Consider the following 26,718-nt stretch of genomic DNA (forward strand, 5'->3'; position numbering starts at 1 on the left):
ACCACGGAACGGCCCCGTGACCACGGAACGGCCCCGTGACCACGGAACGGCCCCGTGACCACGGAACGGCCCCGTGACCACGGAACGGCCCCGGCACCTGGAGAAGGTGCCGGGGCCGTTCTGTCACGCCCTGAGGTGTTACGCCGGGACGCTCGCCACGCCCTGCGCCAGGAAACGCTTGCCGTTGACGCGCTCGGAGACGCCCTCACGGTCCAGGTACGGCGTGATGCCGCCCAGGTGGAAGGGCCAGCCCGCGCCCGTGATCAGGCAGAGGTCGATGTCCTGCGCCTCGGCGACGACACCCTCCTCCAGCATCAGGCCGATCTCCTGCGCGACCGCGTCCAGGACGCGGTCGCGGACCTGCTCCTCCGTCAGGACGACGTCGCCCTGCTTGAGCAGCGCGGCGACCGCGGGGTCGAGCTCCGGCTTGAAGCCGTTCTCCGCGTTGTAGACGTAGAAGCCGCGCTTGCCGGCCTCGACGACCGCCTTCAGGTTGGGGGAGACCTTGAAGCGCTCGGGGAAGGAGCGGTTCAGCGTCTCGGAGACGTGCAGACCGATCGCCGGGCCGACGAGCTCCAGGAGCACCAGCGGCGACATCGGCAGGCCGAGCGGCTCGATCGCCTTCTCGGCGGTCTCGACCGAGGTGCCCTCGTCGATGACGTTCTGGATCTCGCCCATGAAGCGGGTCAGGATGCGGTTCACGACGAACGCCGGGGCGTCCTTGGTGAGGACCGCGGTCTTCTTCAGCTTCTTGGCGACACCGAACGCGGTGGCCAGGGAGGCGTCGTCCGTCTTCTCGCCGCGGACGATCTCCAGGAGCGGGAGGATCGCGACCGGGTTGAAGAAGTGGAAGCCGACCACGCGCTCCGGGTGCTGGAGCTTGGAGGCCATCTCCGAGACGGACAGCGAGGAGGTGTTGGTGGCGAGGATCGCGTGCGCCGGGGCGACCGCCTCGACCTCCGCGAACACCTGCTGCTTGACGCCCATCTCTTCGAACACGGCCTCGATGATGAAGTCCGCGTCCGCGAAGCCCGCGGCCTTGTCGAGCACACCGGAGACCAGGCCCTTGAGACGGTTGGCCTTGTCCTGGTTGATACGGCCCTTGCCGAGCAGCTTCTCGATCTCGCCGTGGACGTAGCCCACGCCCTTGTCGATGCGCTCCTGGTCGATGTCGGTCAGGACGACCGGCACCTCCAGGCGGCGCAGGAAGAGCAGGGCCAGCTGGGAGGCCATCAGACCGGCGCCGACGACACCGACCTTGGTGACCGGGCGGGCCAGCGACTTGTCCGGGGCACCGGCGGGGCGCTTGCCGCGCTTCTGCACCAGGTTGAAGGCGTAGATGCCGGAGCGCAGCTCGCCGCCCATGATCAGGTCCGCGAGGGCCTGGTCCTCGGCGTCGAAGCCCTTCTGCAGGTCCCCGTCCTTGGCGGCCTCGATGATGTCGAGGGCGCGGTAGGCGGCGGGGGCGGCGCCGTGCACCTTGGAGTCGGCGACGAGACGGCCCTTGGCGACGGCCTGGTCCCAGGCCTCGCCGCGGTCGATCTCCGGGCGCTCTACGGCCACGGAGCCGTTGAGGACGCCGGCGGTCCAGATGAGGGACTGCTCCAGGAAGTCGGCACCCTCGAACAGCGCGTCGGCGATGCCGAGCTCGAAGACCTGCTTGCCCTTGAGCTGACGGTTCTGGTTCAGCGAGTTCTCGATGATGACCGAGACGGCCTTCTCGGCGCCGATCAGGTTCGGCAGGATGGCGCAGCCGCCCCAGCCGGGCACCAGGCCGAGGAAGACCTCGGGCAGCGAGAAGGCCGGCAGGGCCTTCGACACGGTGCGGTAGGTGCAGTGCAGACCGACCTCGACACCGCCGCCCATGGCCGCGCCGTTGTAGTACGCGAAGGTCGGCACGGCGAGCGCGGAGAGGCGCTTGAAGACGTCGTGGCCGCCCTTGCCGATGGCGAGCGCCTCGTCGTGCTTCTTGAGCAGCTCGACGCCCTTGAGGTCGGCGCCGACGGCGAAGATGAACGGCTTGCCGGTAATGCCGACGCCGACGATCTCACCGTTCGCGGCCTCGGCCTCGACCTGGTCGATCGCCGTGTTCAGGTTGGCGAGGGACTGCGGGCCGAAGGTGGTCGGCTTGGTGTGGTCGAAGCCGTTGTCCAGCGTGATCAGCGCGAACCGGCCCGCACCCGCGGGCAGTTCGAAGTGCCGTACGTGGGCCGAGGTCACGACCTCGTCCGGGAAGAGCTCGGCGGCGCCCTTCAGAAGCTCGGCGGTGGTGCTCACTTGCCCTCCCAGTGGGGGTTTTCCCAGATGACCGTCGCGCCCATGCCGAAGCCGACGCACATGGTGTTGAGGCCGTAGCGGACCTGCGGGTTCTCCTCGAACTGGCGGGCCAGCTGCGTCATCAGACGGACGCCGGAGGAGGCGAGCGGGTGACCGTAGGCGATCGCGCCGCCGTACTGGTTCACGCGGGCGTCGTCGTCGGCGATGCCGTAGTGCTCCAGGAACGCGAGGACCTGGACCGCGAAGGCCTCGTTGATCTCGAAGAGGTCGATGTCCTCGATGGACAGACCGGCCTTGGCGAGGGCCTTCTCGGTCGCCGGGATCGGGCCGTAGCCCATGACCTCGGGCTCGACGCCGGCGAAGGCGTAGGAGACGAGGCGCATCTTGACCGGGAGGTTGTTCTCCCGGGCGAAGTCCTCGGAGGCGATGATCGAGGCGGTGGCGCCGTCGTTGAGACCGGCCGCGTTGCCCGCGGTGACGTTGCCGTGGACGCGGAACGGCGTCTTCAGGTTGGCCAGCGACTCCAGGGTGGTGCCCGGGCGCATCGGCTCGTCGGCGGTGACCAGGCCCCAGCCGGTCTCACCGGTGGAGGCGTCGGTGCGGCGCACCGAGATCGGCACCAGGTCCTGCTGGATCTTGCCGTCGGCGTACGCCTTGGCGGCCTTCTCCTGCGAGCGCACGGCGTACTCGTCGGCCCGCTGCTTGGTGATGCTCGGGTAGCGGTCGTGCAGGTTCTCGGCGGTCATGCCCATGAAGAGGGCGGACTCGTCGACCAGCTTCTCGCTGACGAAGCGCGGGTTCGGGTCGACGCCCTCGCCCATGGGGTGGCGGCCCATGTGCTCGACGCCACCGGCGATGACGGCGTCGTACGCGCCGAACGCGATCGAACCGGCGACGCTGGTCACGGCCGTGAGGGCACCGGCGCACATGCGGTCGATGGAGTAGCCCGGCACCGACTGCGGCAGGCCGGCGAGGATGCCCGCCGTACGGCCGAGGGTCAGACCCTGGTCACCGATCTGCGTGGTCGCGGCGATGGCGACCTCGTCGATCTGCGCGGGGTCGAGGCCCGGGTTGCGGCGCAGCAGCTCCCGGATGGCCTTGACGACGAGGTCGTCGGCGCGGGTCTCGTGGTAGATGCCCTTCGGGCCCGCCTTGCCGAACGGGGTGCGGACGCCGTCGACGAAGACGACGTCCCTGACGGTACGAGGCACGATGGCTCTCCTCCAGGGTGCGGGGTGGCACTGCTGCTGCGGCCCACGCCTAAGCGTGCGCTTGCTCCACCCATGCTACTTGTGGGTAACCAAGCTGCCCAGCCCCTGAGGGCCAAGCGGCGAAGGTCACACCCCGCACCACCGCGCGCGCCCCTTCCGCGCGCCCCTCCGTTGGGACGGTCCGGCAACCCGATGGGCCCAGCGGGGCGGCCGTGCCGTGGCACCCGCCCCCCGCCCGGAAGACGCTGGCCGGACCGGGGTGTAGGGCCCCGGCCCCCCCGACAGAACGGACTCCCATGGCGAAGGTCACCACCACCGACCACTGGGTCTGGCACACGTCCACCGTCCCCGCCAACAAGGACGAGGAGGTCGAGCTCTTCGTACGGGAGCGGAACGGCACGCCCCCCGGACAGAAGCGCAAGCCGGTCCTCATGCTCCACGGCCGGAGCATCCCGGTGCTCCCGGGCTTCGACCTCCGGTACAAGACGTACAGCTGGGCCGGGGCGTTGGCGCAGGCCGGCTACGACGTCTTCCTGATGGACCTCCAGGGCTCCGGCCTCTCGGCGCGGCCCACGATGGGCGACCCCCGCAACGTCAACCCCAACCAGCAGAACCTGCTGACGCCGCGGCCGCCGGGATTCACGCCGGGCCTGCCGAACTACCCGTACCAGCTGAACGACTCCAACAGCGACCGGGACGAGCTGCACACCGTCGTGACGTTCATCCGCAAGCTGTGCGAGGCGGACAAGGTCGCCTTCATCGGCTGGTCCGCCGCCGCGTTCTGGATGGGGCCGTACGCGGTCAAGAACCCCGGCGAGGTCGAGAGCCTGTTCCTGCTGGCGCCGATCTTCCCGGCCAAGGGCACCTCGAATCCTCCGGCGTCGCTGCCGGTGCCGGGCTTCCCGACCAACCTCAGCACGAAGAAGGGACTGGACCAGGGCTGGGCCGGCGAACTGCACTGCGACGGTCAGCGTGAGGAGGGCATCGTCGACGTGGTCTGGGACGCGTTGCTGAAGAGCGATCCGGTCGGCAGCGTCTGGGGGAACATCGACGGGCTCAGCCGGTACCGGAGCTTCGCCCGGTGGGGATGGAACGAGACCACCGCGGCGCAGGGCGGGGTGCTCGGCGGAAGCGTGCCCGTGCTGCTCGTGTACGGGGAGCACGACAGGCAGGCCAACACGAAACCGCCCAGCAGCAACCCGGAGCTCAACTTCTCCGTCCCCGCGCTCTACAACTCCGTCACGGGCGCCCACAAGCTGATGGTCAAGCTGGACTGCGCGGGGCATTCCGCCCCGTGGGAGATCCAGCACGGGAACGTGCACGAGCTCTCGAAGCACTGGCTCAAACACCTCAAGGTCGACGGCAAGACCCAGGGTGTCTTCGACATGGACCTCGACGGGAACCTCAGCCCGGCCCCGTAGGGCCCGTCCCGGGACACGGCGGAGCCCCCGGCGCCTCTCCGGGCACCGGGGGCTCTCCGGGCGGGTTCACGCCGTCGCCGTCAGCGCCTTCACCAGCAGCGGGGTCACCAGCTCCACCTGCCACGGCCGGGCGCCGTAGCCGGCGAGGGCCGCCGCGACCGTGTCCGGGGTCGCCGGGTTCGGCGGCTCCCAGCAGACGCGGCGCACCGTGTCCGGGGTGATCAGGTTCTCCTGGGGGAGGTTCAGCTCCTCCGCGAGGGCCGAGACCGCCGTGCGGGCCGCCGCGAGGCGGGCCGCAGCGGCCGGGTCCTTGTCCGCCCAGGCGCGCGGCGGGGGCGGGCCCGCCACCTGCTGGCCCGGCTGGGGCAGCTCGCTCTCCGGGAGGGCCCTGGCCCGGTCCACCGCGGCCTGCCACTGCTCCAGCTGACGGCGGCCCATCCGGTTGCCGAAGCCGGGCAGCGCGGTGAGCGCGGCCACGTTCAGCGGCACCGAGAGCGCCGCCTCCACGATCGCCGCGTCGCTCAGCACCTTGCCGGGGGAGACGTCACGCCGCTGGGCGACCTTGTCACGGGCCGTCCACAGCTCCCGTACGACCGCCATCTGGCGACGGCGGCGCACCTTGTGCATGCCGGAGGTCCGGCGCCACGGGTCCTTGCGGGGCGGGGCGGGCGGGGCCGAGGCGATCGCGTCGAACTCCTGGTGGGCCCACTCCAGCTTCCCCTGCCGGTCGAGCTCCTTCTCCAGGGCGTCCCGCAGGTCGACGAGCAGCTCGACGTCCAGGGCCGCGTACCGGAGCCACGGCTCGGGCAGCGGACGGGTCGACCAGTCCACGGCCGAGTGGCCCTTCTCCAGGGCGTAGCCGAGGACGGACTCGACCATCGCGCCGAGGCCGACCCGCGGGAAGCCCGCGAGGCGCCCGGCGAGCTCGGTGTCGAAGAGCGAGGTGGGGAGCATGCCTATGTCACGGAGGCACGGGAGGTCCTGCGTCGCGGCGTGCAGGATCCACTCGGTCCCGGCGAGCGCCTCGCCGAGCCCCGAGAGGTCGGGGCAGCCGACGGGGTCGACGAGGGCGGTGCCCGCGCCCTCGCGGCGGAGCTGGACGAGGTAGGCGCGCTGGCCGTAGCGGTAGCCGGAGGCGCGCTCGGCGTCCACGGCCACGGGACCGCTTCCGGCGGCGAACGCGGCGATCACCTCGGCGAGGGCTTCCTCCGTCTCGACGACGGGCGGAATCCCCTCGCGGGGCTCCAGCAACGGGATCGGAAGCCCATTCGCAGGGACATCGTCGTCCGGGGGGCCGCCCCCGGTGGTGCGCAGTGCTGTGTCTGCTGCGGTCTCTTGGGCGTCGGTCACGTGTCAAGGGTATCGGTGAACGGCAAGCGCCTGTCGACGGAACGTTCCGTCGACAGGCGCGGGCCCGTGTCCACCGGCCGTCAGTGGATGATGCCCGTCCGCAGGGCCACCGCGACCATGCCGGCGCGGTCGCCGGTGCCCAGCTTGCGGGCGATGCGGGCGAGGTGGCTCTTGACGGTCAGGGCGGAGAGGCCCATGGAGACGCCGATCGCCTTGTTCGACTGGCCCTCCGCGACGAGCCGCAGCACCTCGACCTCGCGGCCGGAGAGCTCGCGGTAGCCGCCCGGGTGGCTCGGAGCACCCGGGGGGCGGCGGTGGCCCAGGCGGGATGCCGCGGCGCCGATGGGGGCGGCGCCGGGGCGGGTGGGGTGACCGATGTTGGTCCGGGTACCGGTCACGACATAGCCCTTCACGCCGCCCGCCAGGGCGTTGCGTACGGCGCCGATGTCATCGGCGGCCGAGAGGGCGAGGCCGTTGGGCCAGCCCGCGGCGCGGGTCTCGGACAGCAGGGTCAGGCCGCTGCCGTCGGGCAGGTGGACGTCGGCCACGCAGATGTCGCGTGGGTTGCCGACGCGGGGACGGGCCTCCGCGATGGACGAAGCCTCGATCACGTCGCGTACTCCGAGGGCCCACAGGTGGCGGGTCACGGTGGAACGGACGCGCGGATCGGCCACGACGACCATGGCCGTCGGCTTGTTCGGGCGGTAGGCGACCAGGCTTGCGGGCTGCTCGAGGAGAACGGACACCAGGCCTCCTGGGGGGAAGGGTGCGGGACGGAGCCGGCTCGGGGAAGAAGCCGGGGGCGAACCCGTGCTGTGAAGGGGTCACTGACTCCTTCGGCAGCTGGGCCGCCCGCCTTTAGGGAAAGATCACGATTTGGTGAGTAATAATTAGGGCAATTCGGACGCGTGATCGATCATCCTACGAGCGGGCCCCGCCCCGTCACCCCCGCGAGGGACCCACGAGGGACCCCGGGACGGCCCCTCCCGGACACCCGCAGACCCGCCGCGGGCGTGCCCGCTCAAGCCCCCGCGGGTGGTGGCCTCAGGCCCCCCGCGGGCGCACCCTCAGGCTCCCTGGGGGCCCCGTCGCTGGGGCAGTGAGACGACCCCCGCGCCCGTCACCGTCCCCGCCCCCGGATCCGCCGGTGCGGGCGGCAGTCCCGCGATCTGGCAGAGCAGATCGCACCAGGCCGCCAGGTGCGCCCCCGTGTCCGGCACCCCGCCCAGGCCCTCGCGCGGGGTCCAGGACGCCCGGATCTCGATCTGGGTCGCCGGCCTGCGGTCCGCGAGACCGCCGAAGTAGTGCGAGCCCGCCATCGTCACGGTCCCGCTCGCCTCCCCGTACGCGAGCCCCCGCGCCTCCATGGCCCCGGTCAGCCAGGACCAGCACACCTCGGGCAGCAGCGGATCCGCCGCCATCTCCGGCTCCAGCTCCGCCCGGACCAGGGTCACCAGGCGGAACGTGCCCTTCCAGGCCTCGTGCCCGTCCGGATCGTGCAGCAGTACGAGCCGCCCGTCCGCCAGGTCCTCCTCGCCGTCCACGACGGCCGCCTCCACCGCGTACGCGTACGGGGCGAGCCGCTGCGGCGGCCTGGTCGGGTCGATCTCGATCTCGGACCGCAGCCTCGCCGACCGCAAGGCCTCCACCGCCCGCCGGAACGCGGGCGGAACCGGGTTCGTCTCCTTGCTGTCCGCTGTTTCGTCCGTCCCTCGATCGCCGTCGGAATGATCGGAAAAATGTCCCTGAGCCGCAGCCATGCGGGGAAGAGTAGGCGGAACGGGGCCTCCGTGCAGGGAGGGACACCCGGCCCGGACGAGCGGCTTCCCGCCACATGCGAAGATTCTGGGCGTGAGTGCCATGGACAGCCCGCAGGGCCAGCAGACGAAGCAGCAGTCGCGGACGTACGACTCCGCGTTCCTCAAGGCATGCCGGCGCGAGCCCGTGCCCCACACGCCCGTCTGGTTCATGCGGCAGGCCGGGCGCTCCCTCCCCGAGTACCTGAAGGTCCGCGAGGGCATCCCCATGCTGGAGTCGTGCATGCGGCCCGAGCTGGTCACCGAGATCACGCTCCAGCCGGTGCGGCGCCACAAGGTCGACGCGGCCATCTACTTCAGCGACATCGTCGTCCCCCTCAAGGCCATCGGGCTCGACCTCGACATCAAGCCCGGCGTCGGCCCCGTCGTCGCCGACCCGATCCGCACCCGCGCGGACCTCGACCGGCTGCGCGACCTCACGCCCGAGGACGTCCACTACGTCACCGAGGCCATCGGGATGCTCACCGAGGAGCTGGGCGACACCCCGCTCATCGGTTTCGCCGGTGCGCCTTTCACCCTCGCGAGCTACCTCGTCGAGGGCGGCCCGTCGCGCAGCCACGAGCACACCAAGGCGCTCATGTACGGCGACCCGCAGCTCTGGGCCGACCTGCTCGACCGCCTCGCCGAGATCACCTCCGCCTTCCTCAAGGTCCAGATCGAGGCCGGCGCCTCCGCCGTGCAGCTCTTCGACTCCTGGGTCGGCGCCCTCGCCCCGGCCGACTACCGCCGCTCGGTGATGCCGGCCTCCGTGAAGGTCTTCGACGCGGTCGCCGACTACGGCGTCCCGCGCATCCACTTCGGCGTCGGTACGGGCGAGCTGCTCGGTCTCATGGGCGAGGCCGGCGCGGACGTCGTCGGCGTCGACTGGCGCGTCCCGCTCGACGAGGCCGCCCGCCGCGTGGGCCCGGGCAAGGCGCTCCAGGGCAACCTGGACCCGGCCGTGCTCTTCGCCTCGCGCGAGGTCGTGGAGGCCAAGACCGACGAGGTCCTGGCCGCCGCGAAGGACCTGGAGGGGCACGTCTTCAACCTGGGTCACGGCGTCATGCCGGCGATGGACCCGGACGCCCTGAGCCGTCTCGTCGAGTACGTGCACATGCGGACGGCCCGCTGAGCGGTGCCCGCACGCCACGGTGCGCCGCCGGGCTCCGGCGGCGCACCGTGGACGGGCGTCAGGCCTCGCAGTTGACGGGCGGGTTGCCGGAGGCCACCCGGCACAGGTCGAACCCGGTGCCGCCGTTGACGGCGCCCGCGTTCGGGCCGACCCGGATGTAGTCGCCGTCCGCCTCGCCGAGGACCTGGCCCATCGGCGCGACGGAGCCGTTGACCGTGATGTAGTCACCCCCGGTGCCGCCCCGGACGACGGCGCCGCTTCCGACGTTGCCGCCGATGAGGATGTAGTCGGCGCCGCCCAGGCCGCTGACCTGGTCACCGGGGGCGAGCGAGCCGCAGGTGATGTAGTCGGCGCCCGCCGTGCCGACGACGTTGGTGCTGCTGACGGTGATGCCGTTGACCCGGCACGTGGTCGTCGCGTGGGCGGGCGTCGCGGTCAGCGCGACGGGGGCTATGACGAGAGTGGCGGCGCAGAGCGCACGCATCGTGTGTCTGATCATGCGATCAGTGACCCATGGTCACCATACGGCCGCAACTCGTCACCATCGGTCACGCCGCCGCTCGGGTCAATCCGCCGCCCGAACGGCCGCCACCGCCTTGCGCGCCGCGATGAGGACCGGGTCCCAGACCGGTGAGAACGGCGGCGCGTACCCCAGGTCCAGGGCCGTCATCGCCTCCACCGTCAGCCCCGCCGTGAGCGCCACCGCCGCGATGTCCACCCGCTTCGCCGCGCCCTCCCGGCCCACGATCTGCACCCCGAGCAGCCGCCCCGTGCGTCGCTCGGCCAGCATCTTCACCGTCATCGGCGCCGCCCCCGGGTAGTAGCCCGCCCGGCTCGTCGACTCGACCGTCACCGCGACGAACCGCAGCCCCACCTCCCGGGCGTCCTTCTCCCGCAGGCCCGTCCGGGCGATCTCCAGGTCGCACACCTTCGAGACCGCCGTGCCCACCACGCCCGGGAAGGTCGCGTAGCCGCCGCCCACGTTCGATCCGATGATCTGGCCGTGCTTGTTCGCGTGCGTGCCGAGCGGCACGTGCCGCTCCCGGCCCGAGACCAGGTCCAGGACCTCCACGCAGTCCCCGCCGGCCCAGATGTTCCCGTGGCCCCGGACCCGCATCGCCAGGTCGGTGAGCAGCCCGCCGTACGTCCCGAGCGGCAGCCCCGCCGCCCGCGCGAGCGCGGTCTCCGGCACCACGCCCGTGCCGAGCACCACCACGTCCGCCGGATACTCGGCCGCGTCCGTCGCCACCGCCCGCACCCGGCCTCCCCCACGCTCTCGGCTGCGCTCGAGCAGGGAGGTACCCCCATCGCCCGTCAGGATCTTCGTCACCGGAGCCGAGGCGACCGTCGTGATCCCCATCCCGTCCATCGCCCGGTGCACGAGCCGCCCCATGTCCGGATCGAGGGTCGCCATCGGCTGCTCGCCCCGGGTCAGGACCGTCACCTCGTAGCCCCGGTTCAGCAGGGCCTCTGCCATCTCCACCCCGATGTACCCGGCGCCGACGACGACCGCCCGCCGGCCCGGCGTACCGGACAGCGAGTCGAGGAGCGCCTGGCCGTCGTCGAGGGTCTGCACACCGTGCACCCCGGGCGCGTCGATCCCGGGCAGCGGCGGGCGCAGCGGCCGGGCCCCGGTCGCGATGACCAGCTTGTCGAAGCCCGTCCACGCCTCCGTACCCGCCTCCAGATCCCGAGAGCGGACCCGCTGCCCCGGGACGTCGATCTCCGTCACCTCGGTCCGCGTCCGCAGATCGATGTCACGCGCCCGGTGCTCCTCGGGGGAGCGTGCGATCAGCTCCCCGCGCGTGGCGACGTCGCCGCCGACCCAGTACGGGATGCCGCAGGCCGAGTACGAGGAGAAGTGCCCGCGCTCGAAGGCGACGATCTCCAGCTCCCCGGGGCCCTTGAGCCTGCGCGCCTGCGAGGCGGCGGACATGCCCGCCGCGTCGCCACCGATGACCACCAGTCGTTCGCTCATGGGGAGACGCTACTTCTCGGGGGCCTCCCGGGGCTGCGGGGTCTTCGGCGCCTCGGGGGCCGTGGGCGTCCCGGCGGCGTCACGCGGGGTCTTCGGCGGCTCGGGTGCCACGGGTGCCCCGGCGGCGTTCCGCGGGGTGTCCGGCAGGGCGGGGGCCGGGTTCGCCGGACGCGTGCGGGCCGCGAGGCGCGGGCGGATGAGACGGCGCCACAGGACGAAGCCGATCAGGGCGACCGCGAGCCACGGGGCGAGGGCGGCGAGCACGATGCCGATCCAGGCCGCCGCGCCCACCAGCGCGTTCCACCCGCCGCCCAGGGCGTCACCGAAACCGGGACGGCTCTCCTCCGTCGGCTCCTCCGGCCGCGGCTTCTCCTTCTCGGACAGGCGGAGGGTGATGGTCGCCAGGGTGGTGCGGTCCTTCAGCGAGGACTGCTGGGCGAGCAGCGCCTCCAGGTCCGCCTGGCGGCGGCTCAGCTCGCCCTCCAGGGTCACCACGTCGGACAGCTTCTCCGCCCGGTCCATCAGCGCCCGCACCCGCGCCACGCTCGCCCGCTGGGTGGCGATCCGGCTGTCCACGTCCACCACCTGGTCGGTGACGTCCTTGGCGTCCGCCTTCCGGTCGAGCAGCTTCCCGGTGCCCGCGAGCGCGGTGAGGACGGAGTCGTACCGCTCCTGCGGCACCCGCAGCACGATCTGCGAGGCGAGGTACGTGTCGTCGACCCGCTCCGTCGACTCGTTCTCGACGCGCCCGCCCGCGTCCGCCGCGACCCGGCGGGCCGTGGCCAGGGCCTTCGCCGCGTCCTTCACCTCGACGGAGAGCGAGGCGGTACGGATGACGTGCTGCTGCGCCGGCGCCTTCGCCCCGGGCTTCCCGGCGGCCCCCGACGAGCCCGTCGCCGCCGAGCCGTCCGCGGCGCCCGCGTCCGCCGCGTCCCGGGCCCCGTCGGCGGGCTTCGCCGCCGCCATGCCGCCCTTGGCGTCCGCGGCCGTGTCCGAGGCGCCCGCTCCGCAGCCGGTCAGGACCAGTGAGGCCGTCAGCAGGACCGCGGCCGTCGTCGTTCTCGCTGTGCGCACGAGATTCCCCCCAGGGTGGTGAAGAGTGATGCCCGTTGGACGTACGAGCCCCTGGCGCAGGTTGCCGTCCCGCGGTAGCGATGCAGTCACGGTCCGGCCTCGGAACGGGAGCGGGCGGGCGATTTGAGAGAGTGGTCCCATGAACGCGGACACCACGGGACAGCACGCCGGGCCTCACGTCGTCGTCGCCGGAGGCGGGATCGCCGGACTCGCGGCCGCCCACCGGCTGGCCCTCGCCGGCCACCGGGTGACCCTCCTCGAAGCGGACGCCCGGCTGGGCGGCAAGCTCCTCGCCGGGGAGATCGCGGGCGCGCCCGTCGACCTCGGCGCCGAGTCGCTGCTCGCCCGCCGCCCCGAGGCGGTCGCCCTCGCCCGGGCCGTCGGCCTCGGCGACCGGCTCCAGGCCCCCGCCACGACCACCGCGTCCGTCTGGTCCCGGGGCGAGCTCGTCCCCATGCCGAAGGGGCACGTCATGGGTGTCCCCGGCGCCCCCGCCGCCGTCGAGGGGCTCCTCTCCGCGGAGGGCGTGCGCCGGATCGGCGGCGATCTGGAGCTGCCGCCCACCGAGATCGGCGAGGACATCGCCATCGGCGCGTACGTCGCCGCGCGCATGGGCCACGAGGTCGTCGACCGGCTCGTCGAACCCCTCCTCGGCGGGGTGTACGCCGGTGACGCCCACCGCATCTCGATGAAGGCCGCCGTCCCCGCCCTCTTCGAGGCCGCCCGCGTCCACCCCACGCTCACCGAGGCCGTCCGGGCCGTCCAGCGGGCCGGCGCCGCCACCCCCGCCGACGCGGCGGGCGCCGCCACCGGCCTCGGCGGTTCCGTCTTCCTCGGCATCGAGGGCGGCATCGGCACCCTTCCCGGCGCCGTCGCGGACGCGATCCGCGCGGCGGGCGGGGAGATCCTCACCGCGGCGCCCGTGACCGCCCTGGTCCGCACCGGAGCCACCGGCTGGCAGGTCGTGACCCGGGACCGGACGTTCGACGCCGACGCCGTCGTCCTCGCCACCCCCGCCGGCGTGGCCGCCGGGCTCCTCGGCGGCCACGCCCCGGACGCCGCCGCCGAGCTCGACGCGATCGACTACGCCTCCATGGCCCTGATCACCCTCGCCTTCCGCCGCTCCGACATGCCCGCCCTGGACGGCTCCGGGTTCCTGGTGCCGCCCGTCGACGGCCACACCATCAAGGCCTCCACGTTCTCCGGCCAGAAGTGGCGGTGGGTCTCCGACAGTGCCCCCGACCTGTTCGTGCTGCGCACCTCCGTCGGCCGCCACGGCGAGGAGGAGCAGCTCCACCGCGAGGACTCCGACCTCGTCGACGCCTCCCTCAAGGACCTCGCCGCCGCCACCGGACTCTCCGCGCGCCCGGTCGCCTCCACGGTCACCCGCTGGACCGGCGGCCTGCCCCAGTACCCGGTCGGTCACCTGACCCGCGTCGCCCGCGTCCGCGCGGCCGTCGCCGCCCTGCCCGGACTGCGGCTCGCGGGCGCCGCGTACGACGGTGTCGGCATCCCCGCCTGCGTCGCCTCGGCCCACCGCGCGGCCGACGAGATCATCGCCACGTCGGGAACGGGGCACCCCGGTGCGGGGCACTCCTCGTGACGGGCGAGAATAGGCGTATGAGTGCGCCCGAAAAGATCCCGAACGCCGGTAAGAAGGCGAAGGACCTCAACGAGGTCATCCGCTACACCCTGTGGTCCGTCTTCAAGCTGCGCGACGTTCTCCCCGAGGACCGCGGCGGTTACGCCGACGAGGTCCAGGAGCTGTTCGACCAGCTCGCGGCCAAGGACATCACGATCCGCGGCACGTACGACCTGTCCGGTCTGCGCGCCGACGCCGACGTCATGATCTGGTGGCACGCCGAGACGAGCGACGAGCTCCAGGAGGCGTACAACCTCTTCCGCCGCACCAAGCTGGGCCGCGCTCTGGAGCCGGTCTGGTCGAACATGGCGCTGCACCGCCCCGCCGAGTTCAACAAGTCGCACATCCCGGCCTTCCTGGCCGACGAGAACCCGCGCGACTACGTCTCGGTGTACCCCTTCGTGCGCTCCTACGACTGGTACCTGCTGCCGGACGAGGACCGCCGCCGCATGCTCGCCGACCACGGCAAGATGGCCCGCGGCTACCCCGACGTCCGCGCCAACACGGTCGCCTCCTTCTCGCTCGGCGACTACGAGTGGCTGCTCGCCTTCGAGGCCGACGAGCTGCACCGCATCGTCGACCTCATGCGCCACCTGCGCGCCTCCGAGGCGCGGATGCACGTCCGCGAAGAGGTCCCGTTCTACACCGGCCGCCGCAAGAGCGTCGCCGACCTGGTGGCGGGCCTGGCCTGACGGCCGTACGAAACCTGGTGGCGCGCCCGGCTCCCGGCCGGGCGCGCCACCCCTTGACCCGGAAGATCAGACGGCGGGCGGCACCATTGCCCGGCGCTCCAGCGACACCGGGTCCGGCTCCGGGTGCGGCGCGCGTCTCGCGCGCCGCACCGGCGTCATTTCCGGGACCTTTTCACGGTCGTGGGACCGCGCGGGCCCTCAGCCCCGCAGGGCCGCGCGGAGCTCAGGCTCCAGGACGGCGGGACCGCGCGTCGCGAGAGCCGTGAGCGGATCGGACGGCGAGAGCCCGGAGAGCAGCCGCTGCCCGGCCGGGGAGGCCCAGCGGGTGTACGGATACACCTCGATCCGCCCGATCAGCAGGCAGAGCCCCGACCCGAGCAGCGGCAGCGCGAACCCGGCGACCACCGGGGCCCGTTCGGACCCCGGCACCAGGAGCGCCGCGACCGTCCCGAGCACCAGGGTCAGCAGGAACCCCGCGCGTACCGCCCGCACCCCGGCTGCGACCTCGCGGCGGCCCTCCTCGGACACGGCGAGCCCCCGGTCGACGAGACCCTCCGCGAGGAGACGTACGGACTCGGCGGCGGCGACCACCGGTCGGACGGCAGGCACCGGCGACTGGCCGGCGGGGCCGATGGCACCGAGCACCGCGCGTTCCAGCTCGTCCCCGGCACCGGAGGCGTCCACGACCGTCGCCCAGCCGGTGTGGGCGAGCAGCAGCCGCCGCGCCCGGTGCATCGAGACCAGGGTCAGATCGGTGACCCGGAGCGGCCCGCCCGCGAGGTAGGCCGCCTCGCAGACGGTGAGTTCACCCGTACCGCCGGGCGTCTGGCGGGGCCGGGCGGCGGCGAGCGAGGCACGGCAGACCCGCGCACAGCCGACACCGGCCACGACGTACGCCACCAGGAGAAGCGGAACCCAGACCATGTCCCGGTTCTACGGGAGGACGGTCACGCCCGCCACCCGAATGGCCGCCCGGCCGGGGACGCTCAGCTGCTGGAGCTGGAACACGAGCTGGAACTCGAACTCGAACACGAGCTGGAACTGGAGCACGAACTGCCGCTGGAGCAGGAACTGCCACCGGAGCCGCCGCAGCTCGACCCGCCGCCGGAGCAGGAGCCCGAGGAGCAGGAACCGGACGAGCAGGACGAGCCGCCGCCCGAGCAGGAGCTCCCGCCACCCCCTCCGCAGGAGCTGTTGGTCGCGCACCACTCGGTCGCCACGCCGAGGACGGCCGCGTCGGAGGAGGAGAAGTGCGACGGCGAGGGCCTCCCGCCGCGCCCGTTCCGCCGCGGCGGCGCGTAGAACCGGGCGGCCGCGACGAGCTGTTCGCGGAGCACCGGGTCCGGCAGGGCCCGCAGCCCGTGGAGGGCCACGAGGTGGCCGGCGTCCGCGACATGGCCGTGCGCCCGCCCGTACGCGAAGACCGCCCGGCGCCCGGCCGAGGTGACCTGCTTGGCGGAGATGGACCCGCACACGATGCCGGTGATGCCGGCGGCGAACAGCGCCGGCAGCACCTTGATGACGAACGGGAGATGGAACTCCGGGTCGGTGGTGAAGTCGATCACCGTCAGGACGATCGAGACCGGGAAGAGGACGAACGCCGTCAGACCGAGGGCCGCGCACCAGCGGCCGGTGGTCCGCCGCGTCGCCGGGTCGACCACCAGCTTGCGCGCCCCGAGGGCGTCGCCGATCTCCTGGACCGCCGGGTGCCGCATCACGCCCATCCGCAGGTGGTGCAGGGCCCCGTGCGGGGCGGCGGCGTGCTCCTGGAGCACGGCGCGCTCGACCGGGTCGTACGCGGTGGGGCGGACGACCGCGACGATGCCGGGGCCGCCGATCGCGAGCCTGCCGTCCGCCTGGAGGGCGGCGAGGGCGGTGTCGACGACGCGGGCCGGGCCGCCGTTGAGGAAGGCGACCTCGTACCGGTCGTGGACCGGGCCGCCCGGACCGCCGCGCGTCCGGGCGACCCGCGTGATGACGAGAGCGATGCCGGCGGCGGCTGCGAGGTAGACGAGCACGAGCAGGAGGTCCATGGTCATCTCCGTACGAGGGCGTGGCGGGCGGCCCGGACGAGCCGGGTGGCACGGCCCGGCGGGCGGCTGCCGGAACGGTCCTGCCACCACTCCGTGAGCCGCTTCCGTGCCGTCGGATCCTCCGGGCGCCCGGCGACCAGCAGGTGCTCGGCGAAGTCGAGGGCGTCCCGGCGGTAGCCGCCGGTCATGGGACGGGACCTGGCGTAGGCGAGGAACGCGGGCCGGAAGCCCTTGCCGAGGATCTCCGGCAGCTCCGGTGCGACCTTCGCGACGACTCCGGCCCGCTTGGCGGCGAGGGCGCGGCTCTGGACCCCGATCCGGTGGGAGTCGAAGCCTTCGGGGACGGGGGTGCCGGCGACGAGGGCGGAGAGCAGTGCGGCCTGGGTGACGGCGAGGCGTTGGCGTGCCCCCTCGCAGGGTGCCGGCTCCTCGACGACGGGTGCCGCCCCGGGCATCGGGCCTCCCGAGACCCTCGCCCCGGCGCCGATCAGCAGTGAGGCCTGTCGGGGTGCGGGTACCAGAGGACGGGCGCCGTGCGCGTGGGCTGTGCCCCGTTCCGCCCTTGCGGCACGTATGCCCACAGCGGCGGTCTCACGGATCGTCTTCAGTTCCGCCGCCAGCTCCTCCGCCGGCGGGAAGTCGTCGTCCCGCTCAAGGAGCACTCCCGGCGGGGAGACGCGCGACGCGAGGTCGGCCAGCACATCCAGCACGGCCCCCGGTACCGGGTGGGCGTGGGTGTCGTGCCAGACGCCGTCCCGTTCGACCCCGCCCGCCACGTGCACGTACGCGATCGCCTCGACCGGCAGTTCGGACAGGGCCCGGGCCGGGTCCTCGCCCCGGTTGACGTGGTTGGTGTGCAGGTTGGCGACGTCGATGAGGAGCCGTACCCCCGTACGCTCCACCAGCTCCGCCAGGAACTGCCCCTCCGTCATCTCCTCGCCCGGCCAGGCGATCAGGGCCGCGATGTTCTCCAGGGCGAGCGGCACGGGCAGCGCGTCCTGCGCGATGCGCACGTTCTCGCAGAGCACGTCGAGCGCGTCCCGGGTCCGGGGTACGGGCAGCAGGTGGCCCGCTTCGAGCAGCGGGGTCGCGGTGAGCGGCCCCCCGGCCCGTACGAACGCGATGTGCTCCGTCACCAGCGGCGCCCCCAGGGCCAGCGCCTTCTCCCCGAGCGCCGCGAGCCGCGCCGGGTCCGGCCGGTCCGCGCCGCCGAGCCCGAGCGAGACGCCGTGCGGGACGACCGTCACGCCGCGCTCGCGCAGCCGGGTCAGCGAGTCGGGCAGATGGTCGGCGCAGATGTTCTCCGCGACGACCTCCACCCAGTCGACGCCGGACAGCCCCTCCACCGCCTCCGCGATCTCGGGACGCCAGCCGATGCCGATGCCGAGTTCCGTCATGTCCCCCTCCTTCGGTCCTCAGTCATCCACCTGATGACCCCGGCGGGATCGTTCGAACCCCAGGAGGGGGACGTTCAGAGCTTCATTTGAGGTTGCGGACCCGAATGGCGCTCACTCGCCCAGGTCCAGGCGGTCGAGCAGCCCGGCGTCGGTGAAGGCGGCGACCAGGTCGTCCCGGCCCTCGGTGAAGTGCGCCCAGCTGTCGCAGTGGACGGGAACCACCCGGCGGGCGCCGAGGATCGTGGTGGCCTCGGCGGCCTGCGCGCTGTCGAGGACGATCTGCTCGCCGCCGAACAGCTGGGGGAAGCGGGGAGCTCCGGCGAAGAGGATCGCGGTGTCGACGGGGCCGAAGCGTTCGGCGATCTCCTTCACCGCGCCGAGCGAGGCGTTGTCGCCGCTGACATAGACCGTGGGCAGGCCCTCCCCGGTCAGGACGAAGCCGACCACCTGGCCGGTGACCGCCTCGACCTCCTCGCGCGTGCCGGGCCCGTGGAGCGCGGGAACGGCCGTGACGGTGAGGGTGCCGCCGTCGGGGCGGTCCAGTTCGACCTGCTCCCAGTCGGCCAGCCCCCTGGCGCCCGCGCCCAGGCGCTGTCCGCCGCCCGGCGTGGTCAGGGTGAGGGCGACGTCGGCGAGCAGGGCCCGGCCGGACTCGTCGAGGTTGTCGGGGTGTTCGTCGTGGGAGAGGAGGACCACGTCTATCCGGCCGAGGTCGGCCGGCGCGGCGGAGGCGGGCGCGGTCTTCGTCAGCCGGCCGCCCGGGACGGGGTAGTCGCGGGGGCCGTCGAAGGTGGGGTCCGTCAGGAACCGCAGACCGCCGTACTCGAAGAGGGCGGTCGGGCCGCCGAGGACACGGACGGGGAGCTGTGCGGTGGGCATGCTGGTGTCGGCCATCAGAACCTCACGAATAGGTGGTGGTGTATCCGTGAGGATCATAGAGGGTGACTCACGGATGAAAGCAACCCGTACCATGAGGACCATGAGCGAGACCTCGACCGTCGAAACCGTCCTCCCGCCCGCGCCGGGCGCGGAGGACCACCTCGCCCTCGACTTCGTCAACAGCGCCGTCGCACTGCCGGGAGGGCACTTCGCCGACGCTCTCGGCAGCCCCGAGGACGTGAACCGGTGGCTCACCGCGCACGGACTCGCGCCGGCCGACGCCGGGGTCTCGGAGATGTGCGTGGCGCAACTGCGCGCCCTGCGCGAACACATCAGGGCGCTGTTCGCCGCCCGCGTCGCCGGGCTGCCCGCCCTGCCCCCGGCGCTCTCCGCCGTCAACGAGGCGCTGAGCGGGGCGCCCGCGGCCGCCCTGCTGTACTGGGACGAGAAGAACGGGCCCTACCGCGCGACCCTCTGTCCCACCGACGAGATCCTCGCCCGCGCCCTCGCGACGCTCGCGGCCGACGCGGCCGACCTCCTCACCGGCCCCGAGGCCGACCGCCTCACCGCCTGCGGCTCCGCCCCCTGCACCCGCTACCTGCTGCGCCGCGGACGCCGCCACTGGTGCTCCACCCGCTGTGGCGACCGCGCCCGCGCCGCCCGCGCCTACGCCCGTCGCACCCGCCCGGAGGCAGACTGACGAACCCCGCGCCGGATGACCGGCGCGGGGTTCGGAGAAGGAGAACGGGGGGCGTCAGGCGAGCTTCGGGAACGCGGACACCACCGTGCACGAGCCCGGGGCGATCTCCGTGAAGCCGGCGTCCCGCACCACCGGCAGGCCGCTCGACGTCAGGCCCGCCCAGTCCTCGGCCTTCGCGGTCCGCACCGCCAGCGGGAAGCCCGCCTCGCGCCAGGCCTTCCGGTCGGCCTCCGGCATCGCCCACCACAGCAGCTGCGCCCCGTGGCCGGCCTGGGCCATCGCCTTGCCGGCCGACATGTCGAGCTCCGGGTTGAGCCACAGCACCGCGGCCCCCTCCGGCACGGGGCCGGGCGCGGCCGGGTCGTCGAGGTCGGTGCCGGACACCTGGAGCTTGGCGAGGTCCTTGGGCCAGCCGTCGAGCGGGACCGGCGGGAACACCCGTACCTCCGCCTCCGCGCCGGTCACCGTGATGCCCGGCAGCGTGTTCGCACGGCGCCATTCCGCGCCGCGCGCCCGGCGCACCACCTTGCGGATCCGGGCGTCCTGCCAGTCGGTCATCGCCTGAGCCCACTCGCCGTCGTCGAGGGAGCGGTCGTCGGTCAGGATCTCCAGGACGGCCCGCGCCGCGGTCTCCAGGGCGTCGGTGCGGCTCGGGGGCGCGTCGCGCTCGATCCGGACGACCAGGGGGAGGACGAACTGGGGCTTCTCATCGCGGAGATCGGTCTCGTTGCTGCTCACCCGGCAAGTCTGCCACCGTCGTGAGGAACGATTCTTGTGGGAATCATCGCTTCCGGGCCAGGATGCCCCTCATGAAGAGCGATCTTTTTGCCGGCGAGCACCTCGCCGAGGCGGCGACCTTCCCGGGGATGACCCTGCAGAACGCCAAGTCGGTCAAGTACACCGTGAGCGGCGAGATGCACGCCCGCCAGGGTTCGATGATCGCCTTCCGCGGCGACCTCCAGTTCGAGCGCAAGGGCCAGGGCATCGGCGGCATGCTCAAGCGCGCCGTCACGGGTGAGGGTCTGGCGCTGATGGCCGTACGCGGCCAGGGCGAGGCCTGGTTCGCGCACGAGGCGCAGAACTGCTTCATCGTCGAGATCGAGCAGGGCGACGCGTTCTCGGTCAACGGTCGCAACGTGCTCTGCTTCGACTCCACCCTCCACTACGAGATCAGGACGGTGAAGGGCGCCGGCATAACCGGCGGCGGCCTGTTCAACTCCGTCTTCTCCGGCTACGGCAAGGTCGCCCTGATGTGCGAGGGCAGCCCGATCGTCATCCCCGTCACCCCGGAGGCACCCGTCTGCGTCGACACGGACGCCGTCGTCGGCTGGAGCGAGCAGCTGCACACCTCGCTGCACCGCTCGCAGTCCCTCGGCTCGATGCTCCGCGGCGGCTCGGGCGAGGCCGTGCAGCTCAGGCTGGACGGCCAGGGCTTCGTCGTCGTCCGGCCGAGCGAGCTCACCCCGCAGAAGAACACCTCGAATTGAGGCTGGAGCACGTCGGGCGGCGGCACGGCCTGCGGGGGCCGTGGGTGCTGAGGGAGGTGTCGCTCGACCTGCCGGCCGCCGCCCTCGTCCGGGTCGTCGGCGCCAACGGCACCGGCAAGTCCACGCTGCTCCGGCTGCTCGCCGGCGTCGACGCGCCCACCGAGGGCCGCGTCACCGGGCGGCCGGCCCGCACCGCGTACGTCCCCGAACGGTTCCCCGTCGCCCTGCCGTTCACGGCCGTCGACTACCTGGTCCACCTCGGACGCGTCCAGGGCCTCGACCGGGCGTCGGCGCGGGCCCGGGCGGGGGAGTGGCTGGAGCGCTTCGGGGCCGGGGCGCACGCCGGGACCGGGCTCTCGGAGCTCTCCAAGGGCACCAGCCAGAAGGTCGCCGTCGCCCAGGCGCTCCTCGCCGACCCGGCGCTGCTCGTCCTCGACGAGGCCTGGACCGGCCTCGACACCGGCGCCCGCGCCGAACTGGACACCGCCGTCCGCGAACGCCTCGCGGCGGGCGCGACGGTCGTCTTCGTCGACCACGACCCCCGTCGGCTGGAGGGGGAGTCGGCGGTGGTGTACGGGGTGGAGGGCGGCGGGGTACGGGAGATGGCGCCGGTGCCTGCGTCGGCCGGGCCCGAGTCCGTGACGACGGGCGGGGGACTGCGGGGTGCCCGGCCCGGGAGCCGGCCGAGGGCGGTCGGTGGGTCGGCGGGCGGGATCGGGCCCGGTCCCGCCGTGCCCCTGCCGGGGGCCGCTCCCGTCGCCCCCGGGGCCTGCGTCCGTATCGTCGTCTCCGGCGGAACGTCGCTCCCCGGGCATCCGCCAGGTGACCCGGTCGTCACCCCCGGCCCCGGCGGCACCACCGTCCTCACCGTGGACGCGGCGCACTCCGACGCCCTCCTCGGCGCGCTGCTCGCCGCGTCCTGGCACATCCACCACCTCGGCACCGAAGGCGTACGGGTATGACGGCGCTCCTGCGCTACCAGTCGGGTCTGCTGCTCCGCTCCCAGCGCTGGCTGGCACCGCTTCTCCTGTACGCGGCCTTCATCGGCGTCGGCGTCCAGGCCGGCGAACCGGTGCTCGGCGCGCTCGGCTTCACAGCCGCCGCGCTGCTCCCGGTGTCCGCCTGGTCGGTACGGATCTGCCTCACGCAGGAGCCGACCGCCGCCCGGACCGTGGTCGCGGCGGCGGCCGGCCGGGGCCGCGCGCATCTCGCGGCGCTCCTCACCGGGGCCGCCTGGCCGGTCCTCGTCGGCACGGTCGCCGTCCTCGTGGTGACGGCGATCGGCAACCGGCGCGGGGTCACCGTGCCCGCCGCCGCCACCGCCGGGCTCCTCGCGGCCCTGGCCTGCGCCCTGACGGGAGCCGTCGTCGGCGCGCTGGCCTCCCGGCCGTTCCTGCGGGCACCCGGCTGGTCCGTCGCCGCGCTCGTCCTCGGTTCGCTCCTCGCGCTCGTGACCACCGGTTCCCCGGCGAAGCACGCCATGACCGCCCTGGTCACCGGCGCCCGCACGACGACCGCCGACCCGCCGTGGCTCGCGTGCGGCGGCGCGCTGCTGCTCGCGGCGGCGACGGCGGCCCTGGCGTGCCGGGCCACGGCGCGCCTGGAATGAGGTGCCGGGTCAGCGGCTCATGAGCTCCGAGACCTTCACGAAGCGGTAGCCGCGGGCCCGCAGCTCCGGGACGATCCGGCGGATCGCCCGCTCGGTCACGGGGGCGGCGCTGCGCGTGCAGTGCATGACGACGAGCGAACCGGGCTTCACCCCGTCGAGGACCTGCTCGGCGACGGCATCCGCGTCCTTCGCGAAGGCGTCGCCGCTGACCACGTCCCACTGGACCGCGGTGACTCCGGCGGGAGCGAGGGCGCGCAGGGCCGCGTCGTCGTAGCAGCCGCCGGGAAAGCGGAAGTACGGGACGACGTTGACGGCCCCGGCGTCGCGGAAGGCGTCGAAGGCGCGCTGTACGTCGGACGCCATGTCGGGGCCGGCGACGGTCGGCAGCCCGTAGCAGGGGGACGCGAAGGCGTAGTGGCTGTAGGAGTGGTTGGCGATCTCGAAGCGCGGATCGCCGCCGATGGACTTGGCCTGGTCGGGGTACTCCTCCGCCCAGCGCCCGGTCATGAACACGGTCGCGTCCACCTTGAGCCGGCGCAGGGTCGCGATGAGCTCGGGGTTGTCGAAGTGTTCCCCGCGTGCCGCCCGGGGTCCCTGATCGGCCGTCATGTCGGCGTCGAACGTGAGTGCGACGACCTTCTCGGCGCCCTTCGCGCGGCGCGTGTACACGGGGGTGAGGCCGCCGGGGCCGGGCGCCATGGTGGGCGGGGCGGCGGGGACGCGCGCGGGCTTCGGGCCGGGGGCGGCCGCGCTGGCCCTGGGCGAGGGGCTGTGGGCGACGGTCGCCTCCGCCGCGGCCTTGGGGGCGGGGGTCTCCGCGCTGCTGCCGCAGCCGACGAGGGCGGCGCTCAGAAGACCGAGCGCCGCCATCTTTCGTACAGAAGTGTTCACGTTCGGAAGTTATCCGATCAAAGTGCTTAACGCTCGCGACTCGACAGCAGCAGCACCCGAGTCCACGCGCTGAGCTGACGCACACCACGGAGCTCGGTCGCCGAGCAACTGATGCATGCGGCCAACCCCGCACTCCTCGACCGGTTCCTCACCGCCATGGCCCGCGACGGAAGGCCGGCCCTCGTCGACGGCACCGTCGCCGCGCGGCGGCGCCGCTCACGTGGCCAGTAGCCGCGCGCGGCACTCCTCCACGTCGAAGTCCCCCGGCGGGTACGTCGGGTCCAGCGCCTCCAGGTGTTCGAGCAGCAGTTTGCTGATCGCCCAGTTGCGGTACCACTTGCGGTCCGCCGGGACCAGGTACCACGGCGCCTCGTCCGTCGTGCAGCGTTCCAGGGCGATCTCGTACGCCTGCCGGTACGCCGGCCACAGCGCGCGCTCCTCGATGTCGCCCGGGTTGAACTTCCAGTGCTTGTCGGGGTTGTCCAGGCGTTCGAGGAGCCGGGCGCGCTGTTCCTCGTACGAGAGGTGGAGGAAGACCTTGACGACGGTCACGCCGTCCTCGGCGAGGGACTTCTCGAAGCGGTTGATCTGCCCGTAGCGTCGGCCGAGCATCCGGCGGGGGACCAGGTCGCGGACGCGGGCGATGAGGACGTCCTCGTAGTGCGAGCGGTCGAAGATGCCGATCTCGCCCGGCTGGGGGAGCGCCCGCATGATCCGCCAGAGGAACGGATGGTTCCGCTCCTCCGGCGTCGGGGCCTTGAAGGCGCGGATGCGGCAACCGGACGGGTTGAAGAGGCCGATGACGTGTTTGACCGTGCCGCCCTTGCCGCTGGTGTCCATGCCCTGGAGGACGAGGAGCACGCGCCGGCGGTCGCCGGCGGTGCTCGACGCGTACAGCCGCTCCTGGAGGTCGGCGAGGCGCGGGCCGAGGGCGGCGGTGGCGGCGAGCCCCGCCGCCTTGTCGGTGGGACCGGCGGGGGTCGCCCTCGCGTCGTACGCGGTGAGGTCGATCCGCTCCCCCTCGGGGACCCGGAGGACCTCGCGCAGGACGGGTTCGGGAGCCTTCCGCTGCCCTTTGCCGGCGCTCTTCTTCCCGCCGTCCCTATTTCCGCCGTCCTTCTTCCCGCCTTCCTTCTTCGCCACCTCGTGCCCCTTCCGCCGCGCCGACCGTCGTCCTCCTCTCCCGATCCTGCGACGGAATCCGGTCCCCCGCACGCGGTCAGCTCAGCACCAGGGGCCCGTCACCGCGAAGGTCGTGCCGGGCGTGTAGCAGTTGACGTACATCGTGCTCCGGTCCGGGGAGAAGGTGACGCCCGCGAACTCGCCCCACTCCGGGGCCTCCGGCGTGCCGATGTTCTGCGCGCCGCGCGCGACCGCGTACACCTCGCCCCGCGGGCTCACCCCGAAGACGTGCTGCGCCCCGTTGCCGTCCTCGCAGACCATCAGGCCTCCGGTCGGCGCCAGGCAGATGTTGTCCGGGGACTCGCCGGGGAGCTGGACGTCGGTGCTCGGGCCGAAGACGACGACGAGCGTGAGGCGGCGCCGGTGCGGCTCGTACTTCCACACCTGGCCGAAGTGCGTGGCCGCCGAGCCGTCCTTGGCCCGGGCGAAGGAGGACACGAAGTAGACGGCCCGCCCGCCCCAGTAGCAGCCCTCCAGCTTCTGGGCGTGCGTGATGCCGCCGGGGCCGAAGTCCTGGTGCCGGATGGGGGTCCCGGTCGCCAGCGGGTCCGGTACGGGGACCCACTCGACGCCCTCGAAGCGGGCGCCGGTCTCCTGGATGAGGGAGAGGTCCGGTACGCCGGGCACCCGCATGGCCTCCAGGGTGCCGCCCGCGCGCAGCGAGCCGGTGCCGCCGAGCGGCTTCTCGGGGAGGAAGCGGTAGAAGAGGCCGAAGGGGTGCTCGAACGCGTCCTCCGTCTCGTAGACGATGCCGCTCGCCGGGTCGATCGCGATCGCCTCGTGCTGGAAGCGGCCCATCGCGGTGAGCGGGACGGCTCCGGTGCGGTGCGGGTCGGCGCCGTCGACCTCGAAGATGAAGCCGTGGTCCTTGGTGTAGCCGTTGGTGCCGGCCCGGTCCTCGGTCTCCTCGCAGGTCAGCCAGGTGTTCCACGGCGTGGGCCCGCCCGCGCAGTTGACGGCGGTCCCGGCGACGGCGACCCGCTCGCCGAGGACGTTGTTCCGGCCGTCGAGTTCGAGGACCGTGCAGCCGCCCTTGCCCGCCGGGTCGTACGTGAGACCGGGGACGGTGGGGACGGCGATCTTTCCGGTGACACGGTTCTCGTGGTTGCGGACGAGGTGCACCCGGCCGCGGCGGCCGGCGAAGGCGCCCATGCCGTCGTGGTTGCTGGGGACGGGACCCTCGCCGGAGCGGAGCGGATCGCCCTGCCGGGAGAGGACCCGGTAGCGGAAGCCGGCCGGGAGGTCGAGGAGACCGTCCGGGTCCGGTACGAGGGGGCCGTAGCCTCCCCGGCGGCTCGCGGCCGCCGCGCTTCCGGCGAAGAGTTCGGAGAGGGCGCCCGTGAAGGCGATCCCGGCGACGGAGGCGCCGGTGCGGGAGAGGAGCTGACGTCGTGTTGCGGACATGAGGCACCCACTTTTCCTGTTGGCGGACAGGTGTGATGTGACGTGTGACCCGCATGTGTGTATCACGCACTCTCGGAGCGCGTGAACTATGCGGGCCACAACTTCCCCATGTGGCGCCCGTTCTGACCTGGTGTCAGGCCAGTTCGGCGGTGAGCGTGATGGTCGTGCCGGTGAGGGCCTGGCTGACCGGGCAGTTCTTCTTCGCGTCCTCGGCGAGCGCCTTGAACTCGTCCGCGTCCAGGCCCGAGACCTTGCCGCGCACGGTCAGGTGGATGCCCGTGATGCCCTCGCCCGGCTGGAAGGTGACGTCGGCCTTCGTCTCCAGGCGCTCGGGCGCGTGGCCCGCCTTCGCCAGGCCGTTCGAGAAGGCCATCGAGAAGCAGGAGGAGTGCGCGGCGGCGATGAGCTCCTCGGGGCTCGTCTTGCCGTTGGGCTCCTCCGACCGTGCCGGCCAGGAGACGTCGTACGAACCGAGACCGGAGGAGTCGAGGGTGACGACGCCGGAGCCCTTGAGGAGGTCGCCCTGCCAGACGGTGTGGGCGTGACGCACGGTGGCCATGGTG

At 73.1% G+C, this 26,718-nt stretch carries 25 protein-coding genes; 8 read left to right on the forward strand and 17 right to left on the reverse strand.

Annotated features, from left to right (window positions below):
* Window positions 1-138: 138 nt before the first annotated feature.
* Entirely contained in the window at window positions 139-2,277 is a 2,139-nt protein-coding gene (locus ACN9M0_RS28345) for a 3-hydroxyacyl-CoA dehydrogenase NAD-binding domain-containing protein (RefSeq protein ID WP_426404411.1), read from the reverse strand.
* Window positions 2,274-3,488: a thiolase family protein gene (locus ACN9M0_RS28350; RefSeq protein WP_366040171.1), complete on the reverse strand. Its 1,215-nt coding sequence runs from the start codon at window positions 3,486-3,488 to the stop codon at window positions 2,274-2,276. The genes ACN9M0_RS28345 and ACN9M0_RS28350 overlap by 4 nt, the downstream gene beginning before the upstream one ends.
* A 296-nt stretch (window positions 3,489-3,784) precedes the next feature.
* Here ACN9M0_RS28350 and ACN9M0_RS28355 point away from each other — a divergent pair, with 296 nt between their 5' ends.
* Window positions 3,785-4,909: an alpha/beta hydrolase gene (locus tag ACN9M0_RS28355; RefSeq protein WP_366040170.1), complete on the forward strand. Its 1,125-nt coding sequence runs from the start codon at window positions 3,785-3,787 to the stop codon at window positions 4,907-4,909.
* 66 nt (window positions 4,910-4,975) lie between these two features.
* Here ACN9M0_RS28355 and ACN9M0_RS28360 read toward each other — a convergent pair whose 3' ends face one another.
* From ACN9M0_RS28360 to ACN9M0_RS28370, 3 genes are all read right to left on the reverse strand, one after another.
* Window positions 4,976-6,259 (reverse strand): ribonuclease D, encoded by a 1,284-nt coding sequence (locus ACN9M0_RS28360; RefSeq protein WP_366040169.1) that lies wholly within the window; start codon window positions 6,257-6,259, stop codon window positions 4,976-4,978.
* A gap of 80 nt (window positions 6,260-6,339) precedes the next feature.
* Window positions 6,340-7,005, reverse strand: coding sequence for a LuxR C-terminal-related transcriptional regulator (locus ACN9M0_RS28365; protein ID WP_250917434.1), 666 nt, complete (start codon window positions 7,003-7,005; stop codon window positions 6,340-6,342).
* Window positions 7,006-7,326: 321 nt separating this feature from the next.
* Window positions 7,327-8,019 (reverse strand): DUF3000 domain-containing protein, encoded by a 693-nt coding sequence (locus ACN9M0_RS28370; protein WP_366040168.1) that lies wholly within the window; start codon window positions 8,017-8,019, stop codon window positions 7,327-7,329.
* A 91-nt stretch (window positions 8,020-8,110) separates the two neighbouring features.
* Here ACN9M0_RS28370 and hemE point away from each other — a divergent pair, with 91 nt between their 5' ends.
* Complete coding sequence (gene hemE / locus ACN9M0_RS28375; protein WP_426404412.1) at window positions 8,111-9,187, forward strand: uroporphyrinogen decarboxylase; 1,077 nt, start codon at window positions 8,111-8,113, stop codon at window positions 9,185-9,187.
* Between the two features lie 58 nt (window positions 9,188-9,245).
* On the opposite strand, the gene ACN9M0_RS28380 is transcribed toward hemE, so the two are convergent.
* The 3 genes from ACN9M0_RS28380 to ACN9M0_RS28390 form a co-directional block, all read right to left on the reverse strand.
* Window positions 9,246-9,686, reverse strand: a complete 441-nt coding sequence (locus ACN9M0_RS28380; protein WP_366040167.1) for a hypothetical protein — start codon at window positions 9,684-9,686, stop codon at window positions 9,246-9,248.
* 66 nt (window positions 9,687-9,752) lie between these two features.
* Complete coding sequence (locus ACN9M0_RS28385; RefSeq protein WP_366040166.1) at window positions 9,753-11,165, reverse strand: FAD-dependent oxidoreductase; 1,413 nt, start codon at window positions 11,163-11,165, stop codon at window positions 9,753-9,755.
* A 9-nt stretch (window positions 11,166-11,174) separates the two neighbouring features.
* The gene (locus ACN9M0_RS28390) at window positions 11,175-12,239 is read right to left on the reverse strand and encodes a DUF4349 domain-containing protein (RefSeq protein WP_426404413.1); all 1,065 of its coding nucleotides are present in this window, start codon (window positions 12,237-12,239) and stop codon (window positions 11,175-11,177) included.
* Window positions 12,240-12,378: 139 nt separating this feature from the next.
* On the opposite strand from ACN9M0_RS28390, the gene hemG reads away from it, so the two are divergent.
* Both hemG and hemQ read left to right on the forward strand, forming a co-directional pair.
* A complete protein-coding gene (gene hemG / locus ACN9M0_RS28395) occupies window positions 12,379-13,842 on the forward strand; it encodes a protoporphyrinogen oxidase (RefSeq protein ID WP_426404414.1) in 1,464 nt (487 codons plus the stop codon).
* 17 nt (window positions 13,843-13,859) lie between these two features.
* The gene (gene hemQ, locus ACN9M0_RS28400; RefSeq protein WP_041663021.1) at window positions 13,860-14,573 is read left to right on the forward strand and encodes a hydrogen peroxide-dependent heme synthase; all 714 of its coding nucleotides are present in this window, start codon (window positions 13,860-13,862) and stop codon (window positions 14,571-14,573) included.
* Window positions 14,574-14,771: 198 nt separating this feature from the next.
* On the opposite strand, the gene ACN9M0_RS28405 is transcribed toward hemQ, so the two are convergent.
* From ACN9M0_RS28405 to ACN9M0_RS28420, 4 genes are all read right to left on the reverse strand, one after another.
* Window positions 14,772-15,497: a TIGR04222 domain-containing membrane protein gene (locus ACN9M0_RS28405; RefSeq protein ID WP_366042494.1), complete on the reverse strand. Its 726-nt coding sequence runs from the start codon at window positions 15,495-15,497 to the stop codon at window positions 14,772-14,774.
* A gap of 62 nt (window positions 15,498-15,559) precedes the next feature.
* Complete coding sequence (locus tag ACN9M0_RS28410) at window positions 15,560-16,606, reverse strand: TIGR04222 domain-containing membrane protein (protein ID WP_366042495.1); 1,047 nt, start codon at window positions 16,604-16,606, stop codon at window positions 15,560-15,562.
* 2 nt (window positions 16,607-16,608) lie between these two features.
* Window positions 16,609-18,003 (reverse strand): DUF692 domain-containing protein, encoded by a 1,395-nt coding sequence (locus ACN9M0_RS28415; RefSeq protein ID WP_366042496.1) that lies wholly within the window; start codon window positions 18,001-18,003, stop codon window positions 16,609-16,611.
* A gap of 111 nt (window positions 18,004-18,114) precedes the next feature.
* Window positions 18,115-18,897: an MBL fold metallo-hydrolase gene (locus ACN9M0_RS28420; protein WP_366042497.1), complete on the reverse strand. Its 783-nt coding sequence runs from the start codon at window positions 18,895-18,897 to the stop codon at window positions 18,115-18,117.
* Window positions 18,898-18,982: 85 nt separating this feature from the next.
* Between ACN9M0_RS28420 and ACN9M0_RS28425 the strand changes: the two genes are divergently transcribed.
* Window positions 18,983-19,582: a CGNR zinc finger domain-containing protein gene (locus ACN9M0_RS28425; protein WP_366042498.1), complete on the forward strand. Its 600-nt coding sequence runs from the start codon at window positions 18,983-18,985 to the stop codon at window positions 19,580-19,582.
* 54 nt (window positions 19,583-19,636) lie between these two features.
* Here the strand turns inward: ACN9M0_RS28425 and ACN9M0_RS28430 are convergent, their stop codons facing one another.
* Window positions 19,637-20,320 carry a peptidyl-tRNA hydrolase gene (locus ACN9M0_RS28430; protein WP_366042499.1) on the reverse strand — a complete coding sequence of 228 codons (684 nt, stop codon included), beginning with the start codon at window positions 20,318-20,320 and terminating at the stop codon, window positions 19,637-19,639.
* A 71-nt stretch (window positions 20,321-20,391) separates the two neighbouring features.
* On the opposite strand from ACN9M0_RS28430, the gene ACN9M0_RS28435 reads away from it, so the two are divergent.
* From ACN9M0_RS28435 to ACN9M0_RS28445, 3 genes are read left to right on the forward strand one after another with little or no spacing between them, the layout of a single operon-like run.
* Window positions 20,392-21,069 (forward strand): AIM24 family protein, encoded by a 678-nt coding sequence (locus tag ACN9M0_RS28435; protein WP_426404415.1) that lies wholly within the window; start codon window positions 20,392-20,394, stop codon window positions 21,067-21,069.
* Window positions 21,066-22,031 (forward strand): ATP-binding cassette domain-containing protein, encoded by a 966-nt coding sequence (locus ACN9M0_RS28440; RefSeq protein ID WP_366042501.1) that lies wholly within the window; start codon window positions 21,066-21,068, stop codon window positions 22,029-22,031. Before ACN9M0_RS28435 ends, ACN9M0_RS28440 begins: the two co-directional genes overlap by 4 nt.
* A complete protein-coding gene (locus tag ACN9M0_RS28445) occupies window positions 22,028-22,678 on the forward strand; it encodes an ABC transporter (RefSeq protein WP_366042502.1) in 651 nt (216 codons plus the stop codon). The genes ACN9M0_RS28440 and ACN9M0_RS28445 overlap by 4 nt, the downstream gene beginning before the upstream one ends.
* Before the next feature lie 9 nt (window positions 22,679-22,687).
* On the opposite strand, the gene ACN9M0_RS28450 is transcribed toward ACN9M0_RS28445, so the two are convergent.
* The 4 genes from ACN9M0_RS28450 to ACN9M0_RS28465 form a co-directional block, all read right to left on the reverse strand.
* Window positions 22,688-23,548 (reverse strand): polysaccharide deacetylase family protein, encoded by an 861-nt coding sequence (locus tag ACN9M0_RS28450; RefSeq protein ID WP_366042510.1) that lies wholly within the window; start codon window positions 23,546-23,548, stop codon window positions 22,688-22,690.
* Window positions 23,549-23,785: 237 nt separating this feature from the next.
* The gene (locus ACN9M0_RS28455; protein WP_366042511.1) at window positions 23,786-24,616 is read right to left on the reverse strand and encodes a PPK2 family polyphosphate kinase; all 831 of its coding nucleotides are present in this window, start codon (window positions 24,614-24,616) and stop codon (window positions 23,786-23,788) included.
* 177 nt (window positions 24,617-24,793) lie between these two features.
* Complete coding sequence (locus ACN9M0_RS28460; RefSeq protein WP_426404416.1) at window positions 24,794-26,155, reverse strand: alkaline phosphatase PhoX; 1,362 nt, start codon at window positions 26,153-26,155, stop codon at window positions 24,794-24,796.
* Between the two features lie 133 nt (window positions 26,156-26,288).
* Complete coding sequence (locus ACN9M0_RS28465; protein WP_366042504.1) at window positions 26,289-26,714, reverse strand: OsmC family protein; 426 nt, start codon at window positions 26,712-26,714, stop codon at window positions 26,289-26,291.
* Between the last annotated feature and the right edge of the window lie 4 nt (window positions 26,715-26,718).

The sequence above is a fragment of the Streptomyces sp. R-07 genome, assembly GCF_049913175.1.
In the GTDB taxonomy this organism is placed as follows: Bacteria; Actinomycetota; Actinomycetes; order Streptomycetales; family Streptomycetaceae; genus Streptomyces.